We start from the raw sequence: 5,081 nt of genomic DNA on the forward strand, positions 1-5,081 counted from the left end.
TGTGTATAAGAGACAGGCGTGGGGGGCGGCCGGCGGCGCCATGGCGGCGCGGAGCACCCGGCGGACCTCGGCCACCTCGGGGCGCGCCGCCGGCGACTTGTCGAGCATCCGCGTGATCAACTCTCCGAGCGGCCCCGCCGACCGCAACGGCCGTGGTGGCTCGGCGGAGACCACCGCCTGGAACGTGGCCGCGGCACGGCTCCTGCGGAACGGCGAGACGCCCTCCACCGCCACGTAGAGCAGTACACCGAGCGACCACAGGTCGGACGCCGGCCCCGGCCGTTGTCCCAGGGCCAGTTCCGGCGCCATGTACTCGGGAGAACCGATCAGCGCCCCCGTGTCGGTCAGCCCCTGCTCGCCCTCGAGCCGCGCTATGCCGAAGTCCGAGAGCACCACCCGCTCCTCGGACCCCATGAGCACGTTCGCCGGCTTCACGTCCCGGTGCGTCACGCCCACCTCGTGCGCGGCGGACAACGCGCCCAGCACGGCGAGGCCGACACGGGCCGCCTCCGTCACGTCGAGGGTGCCGCTGTCCAGCACGTCGTCGAGTGACTCGCCGCGCACCAACTCCATCACCAGCCAGGGCTGCCCGTCCTCGGTCACCACGTCGTGGAGAGTGATGACCGACGGGTGGCTGATCCGCGCCGCGGCGCGCGCCTCGCGATGCATCCGCTCGTAGAGCGTGGACCGCTGCGCCTCCGGAACGTTCTCCGGTGTGCGCGGCTCCTTGACCGCGACCTCCCGGTCCATCAACTCGTCGTACGCCCGCCACACGGTGCCCATGCCGCCCTGCCCGAGCCGGCTCCGCAGCCGGTACCGCCCACCGATCAGCCGCCCCTCCGCGGCCGGTCGGCCGGGTGGCCGAAGCACGTAGCTCGTGGTGGTGGTCTCACCGTCATTGGTCCCCTCGCTGGTCATGCGCCCATCCTTTCCGATCCCGAGAAGTGGTCACCACCCGCGCCGACCTTTGGGGACGCACCCGTGACGGAGGGAGGAACGACGGCGAGCGTGGCCGCTCGCCGAGCGAGGGCACATGAGCAACGCCTGCGGCGGGGCGGGTGAAACCGTCAGGTCGTCACGGGCAGCGTGCGCAGGCCGCGGATGACGAACTCCGGGCGGCGTTCCGGTGCTTCGGCGAGGCGGAGTCCCGGGAGGCGGGTGGTGAGGGCGGCCAGGGCGGCGGCGATCTCGACGCGGGCGAGCGGGGCGCCGACGCAGTAGTGGATGCCGGCGCCGAAGCCGAGGTGGGGGTTGGGCGAGCGGCCGATGTCGAGCCGGTCCGGGTCGGTGAACACGGCGGGGTCGCGGGCGGCGGCCCCGAGCAGGGCGGCGATCTTCTGGCCGGGTTCGAGCCGGTGGCCGGCCACGGTGGTGGGCGCGACGGCCGTCCGCTCGAAGAGTTGCAGCGGGGCGTCGTACCGGATCAACTCCTCGACGGCGGTGGGGAGGAGCTCCGCCGGCGAGGCGACGAGCCGGTCCCACTGGTCGCGGTGGCGCAGGAGCGCCAGCACGCCGTTGCCGATCACGTTGACCGTGGCCTCGTGCCCGGCCATCAGCAACAGCGCGGCGGTGCCGACGAGTTCGTCGTCGGACAGCCGGTCGGAGCCGTCGCGGACGGCGACCAGGTCGCTGATCAGGTCGTCGCCCGGTTCCCTGGCCCGGCGAGCGGCCAGGTCCCGCAGGTACGCCGCGAAGTCGGCCGCCGCCGCCTCGGCTTCGGCGGCGCCCTCGGGTGACAACCCGTACTCGTACATCTTGACGATGGCGTTGGACCAGGGCTGCAGCCGCGGCCGGTCCCCGACCGGCACGCCGAGCAGTTCGGCGATCACCTCGATCGGCAGCGGCGCGGCGAGATGCGTGAGGAGGTCGGCCGCGCCGTCAGCCGCGATGGCCGTGGCGAGCCGGTCGACGAGGCCGTCGGCCACCGCCCGGACGCGCGGCTCGAGCCGCGCGGTGTGCCCGCGGTTGAAGGCGGTCGAGACCAGCCGGCGCAGCCGGGTGTGCCGGGGCGGCTCGTTCTCCAGGAGGGAGTTGCGGTGCAGCAGGTTGAACGCCGGGAACGCGGCCGCCGGCTCCCTGTCCCGCCAGATCCGCCCCGCGGCACGGTCCCGAAGCACGTCGCCACACGCGGCGTGCGACACGGCGACCGGCAGCCCGAGGCCGTCGTGCCAGTGCACGGGTCCCTGCTGGCGGAGGGCGGCGAACGCCGGGTAGGGGTCGTCGAGGAACGCGGGGTCGGCGGGGTCGAAGCTCACCGGTCGACGGTATCGGTCGCGGACGCGATCCGCGCGACCGGTCGACGCGCCGGCTCAGTCGAACGGCTGCTGCTCGACGCCAGGCGGCAGCAGGCAGGGCGTGTCCACCGTCAGCAGGAGTTGGGAGTCGCCGTTGTCCTCGGCAGTGACGGACTGATGGTCTTTCGGGTGCCAGGCGTCCACCGCGTTGGCGGGAGTCACCGAGGGATCGGCGCGAAAGCCCCGGATCTCCAACCCGTTCTCCTCGAGGGTGTCTCGGATGGCTCGTACGGCTTCCGCCCTTCGCTCTGATTCGAGATCGGCGCGTGCGGAGTACATGAGGTAGAAGCGCCCGTCGCCAGCCACTTCATCGTTCGCGCCGACACAGTCGATGTATCTCGCGCGGACGGACTCCGGGTCGATGTCCGCTTGTGCGGTTCGGGCCATGGATTCGGTCCAGTGCGCCGCCCATTCCTCGGCCTCCTCCTTGGTCATACGAGGAAGTGGATCGTTGACTCCGCTGTCGTCCGTGCCACCGTCAGACATGCCGCATGCTCCCAGCGTCAGCGCCGCGGCCACCGCGACTACGACGCGTGGCCTCATACCCCGTTTCAGGGTGCTCGCTCTCATTGCCCTGCCGATTCGTTCAGAGGTGGCTCACCAGCGATGATGCGGCCCATATTCGTGAGGGACAGACTGCTCCGGTCCCAGTAGGCGCTGTGCCCCGTGGTGTCGACAGGCATCTCCCGTACGTCGCCGAACGCGAAGTGTTGCGGTGAACGACCGAGGCTGAGGCCGGACAGATTGTGAGCGACGAAGTCGTCGGATGCCGCACCAACCCAGAGGCACTCTGGCGAGATGTGGAGCTGCTCGACGTTCGACACCGTCATACCGGGGCTGCCCAAGACGATGATGTCGTCGGCTCCCAGACCTCCGCCGCCGGAGTCCGCGGCGCCGACCGCGGTGGAGCCGTAACTGTGGCCCACCACCGTGAGATGACTGTCGGCCCCGGCATGTGCTGCCTTGAGACCCGCGGTGAAGTCCCGAAGATCTGGCGCGGCCTCGTTCGCGCGTCCCCGGGTGATGACGCTGTCCGAGATCTCCGGAGCGTCGTAGTCAAGCCAGGAAATCACCGAGACGTCTCCGCGGCCGAGCCGAATCGCCGCCTCCTGCATCCTCTCAGTGCGGACGAGCTGACCCCCCACTCCGTTGATGTCCGTTCCCGTCCCCGGCACCAACACCGCCGTGTGCGCGGCCGTGTCGGGGTTTCCCTGGGCGACGATCGCCCGCCCGTCGTCCTGGGTGCCGAAGCCGAGCAGGTACAGCCGCTGCTCGTCCGACGCTCCCGTTCGCTCGTCCAGAATCCCCTGGAGGCGGGTCAGGCCGTCGTAGACGAAGCGGTCGTGGTGGCCGAGGTCGTGTTCCCTCGCTCGGAGGTCGTTGAGCCGGGCGTCCAGGGCCGCGCGGTTGGCCTCGTCGCGGGTTTCGGCGGGGAGGCCGTCGAGGGCGCCGATCTCGGTGGGGTAGGAGGCCACCAGGATGTCGCGTTCCAGGTCGGTCAGGCCGGACCACCAGCGGGCCGCCTCGGCCGGAGGCCGATCGGTGGGGATGGCGTCGGAGGAGATGCCGATGCCGTGGGCCTCGGCGAGCCGCGCCGCCGCCTCGTCGGTGGTCTGGGCGCCGTACTCCTTGTCGAGGGTGAACGGGTCGAGTTCGCGCAGCGCGCGGCCCGCCCGGGCGCTGGCGTCGCGTGCTTCGTCGACGGCCTCGTCGATGCGGGACTGGTAGCCGGCGACCTCGACGGATTCCCGGAGCAGTCGGCCCTGGTCCGCGAGGTCGTCGGGGCTCGGTTGGCGGGGGCGGGCGGCCACCGTGCCGTCCTCGCCGACGCGGTGGCCGGCGTCCTCCGCCTCGGCGACCGCCGTGCGCAGCCGCTGGCGCGCCGCGTGCATCCTGGTGCTCGCCTCGTCCAGGACGGCGGCGAGCAGCAGGGCGTTGCGGCTCGCGGTGGTGAGGATCGACTGGGTGACGGCCATGGCGCGCAGCCCGGTGTCGGCCGACTGGCCGGCCCACTTCGCGTCGATCAGCGGGCGGGAGACGCGGGCGTGCGCGCCGTCGTGCGTCTCCTCGCACGCCTCGGCCAGCCGGCGCCAGGCGGTGACCGCGGTGCCGAGCGGCTGGAGGTCCTGGTTCAGCAGTTCGTGGTACATCGCCGGCATCAGACGGTTCCCCAGCCGCGGAAGGAGGCGTGGATCTCCTGGTCGAGGCCGACCATGGCGGTGGTGAGGGCGCGCAGCCCGGTGGCGTGTTCGGGGAGGCGGTCGGCCAGGTCGGTCAGGGCCTGGTCCCAGCCGGTCGCGCTCCGGGTCAGTTCTTCCCCGAACGTCCAGTGCCGCACGGATTCCGCGGCGGCCGTGAGGTCGGTGACGGCGCGGTCGAGGGCGGGCCGCAGGTGCTCGTGCAGGCCCTCCGAGGCGGTGGCGGAGGTGAGGAGTTGGTCGACGGGGACGCTCAGGTCCGGCTCGACCGGCGCCGCGTCGGGTGTGCGCTGTCGCGCGATGTCCGCGCGTGCCCGGGCCCGGAGCGTGGCCCATTCCTTGTCCCAGCCCGACACCGCATCCCTCCACGTGCCGATTCGACGACTCCGGGTAATGTATCGGATTCGCTCCGTCCCCATGGCTCGCGTTCCGGCGCGCGAAGCGGTAGGTATCGGTGCCATGACACTGCTGCTGGGGATCGACATCGGGACGTCGGGGTCCAAGGGGGTGCTGGTCCGGCCGGACGGGGGGTTGGTGGCGCGGGCCGAGTGCGGGCACGGGGTGGCGACGCCGCGTCCCGGGTGGGTGG

Annotated in this window: 5 protein-coding genes; all 5 read right to left on the minus strand. The window is 72.1% G+C overall.

Annotated elements, in window-relative coordinates; translation table 11 throughout:
• A partial coding sequence (locus E1283_RS31430; protein ID WP_132821572.1) for a serine/threonine-protein kinase occupies positions 1-918 on the minus strand: 918 nt, incomplete at its 3' end.
• A gap of 149 nt (positions 919-1,067) precedes the next feature.
• Positions 1,068-2,255: a cytochrome P450 gene (locus E1283_RS31435; RefSeq protein ID WP_132821573.1), complete on the minus strand. Its 1,188-nt coding sequence runs from the start codon at positions 2,253-2,255 to the stop codon at positions 1,068-1,070.
• 54 nt (positions 2,256-2,309) lie between these two features.
• Positions 2,310-2,729 carry a hypothetical protein gene (locus E1283_RS31440; protein WP_243745234.1) on the minus strand — a complete coding sequence of 140 codons (420 nt, stop codon included), beginning with the start codon at positions 2,727-2,729 and terminating at the stop codon, positions 2,310-2,312.
• A gap of 131 nt (positions 2,730-2,860) precedes the next feature.
• A complete protein-coding gene (locus E1283_RS31445; RefSeq protein ID WP_132821574.1) occupies positions 2,861-4,453 on the minus strand; it encodes an alpha/beta hydrolase in 1,593 nt (530 codons plus the stop codon).
• Positions 4,453-4,848 (minus strand): hypothetical protein, encoded by a 396-nt coding sequence (locus tag E1283_RS31450; protein ID WP_132821575.1) that lies wholly within the window; start codon positions 4,846-4,848, stop codon positions 4,453-4,455. The genes E1283_RS31445 and E1283_RS31450 overlap by 1 nt, the downstream gene beginning before the upstream one ends.
• Between the last annotated feature and the right edge of the window lie 233 nt (positions 4,849-5,081).

Origin of the sequence: Streptomyces hainanensis, assembly GCF_004348415.1 — a bacterium.
Lineage (GTDB): Bacteria > Actinomycetota > Actinomycetes > Streptomycetales > Streptomycetaceae > Streptomyces > Streptomyces hainanensis.

What these genes read in the sequence shown, in the direction of transcription:
- E1283_RS31440 (WP_243745234.1), bottom strand. Translation starts at nt 2,729, where the DNA reads ATGACCAAGGAGGAGGCCGAGGAATGGGCGGCGCACTGGACCGAATCC.
- E1283_RS31445 (WP_132821574.1), bottom strand. Translation starts at nt 4,453, where the DNA reads ATGCCGGCGATGTACCACGAACTGCTGAACCAGGACCTCCAGCCGCTC.